At 48.5% G+C, this 806-nt stretch carries 1 pseudogene; it reads left to right on the top strand.

From position 1 onward, the window contains the following. Nucleotides 1-806 (top strand): annotated as a pseudogene (locus tag DW657_RS13615) (hypothetical protein); the annotation flags it as partial.

The following is an 806-nucleotide window of genomic DNA, read 5'->3' as shown; positions in this document are numbered from 1 at the left end:
CTCTACCACGGCATCAACAGCTACTCCTTTGCCAATAGGGAGTACGTGGAATATGGCGTAAACAAGCAGACCAACAAGGCGTTCTTCAATGTTTATGGCGATATGTATGTGGGCGACCGACCTACTAAGGAGAATGGCTATGAGGGTAGCAGCTACATCAAGTATGACAGCGCAGCCAAGCAGGTATCTGTTAAAGGCAAAATCTCAGCCAAATCCACAGTAGATGGCAAGGAACTGTCTCAATATATTAAGGAGAACTCAGCAAAGGGCTTGACCGAGGAGCAGGTGAACAATCTCATCAAGAACTCGCAGGTGATAACTGATTTGCAGAATCAGGTTGACGGAGCTATCGAGACGTGGTTTTACGATGGTGTGCCTACTTTGAAGAATGCCCCAGCCAGCAGTTGGGCGACAGACAAGGAAAAAGATACCCATTTGGGCGACCTTTATTATGACAACAAGACGGGCAAGGCATACCGCTTTGCCAAGGATGGCAACACCTATAAGTGGACTATCATTACAGATACCGACATCGCCAAAGCCCTATCCGATGCAAGCAAGGCTCAGGAGACGGCAGATGGCAAGATGAAGGTATTCAGCACACAACCTATTCCGCCCTATCAGGTGGGCGATATTTGGGTTAACGCTACCTATCCTACAGATGGCAGTACCTACAAGAATGAGGTATTGCGCTGCCAGACTGCAAAGGGTGCTGGTTCTCAGTTCGTAATCGGTGATTGGATTAAAGCCTCGAAATATACCGATGATACTGTTGCGAACGCAGCCAAGGCAGCGGCGGAGAAAGC

It is taken from the genome of Prevotella sp. AM23-5, from assembly GCF_003473645.1.
Taxonomy (GTDB): Bacteria; Bacteroidota; Bacteroidia; order Bacteroidales; family Bacteroidaceae; genus Prevotella; species Prevotella copri_A.
This window is presented reverse-complemented; position numbering and strand designations above follow the sequence as displayed.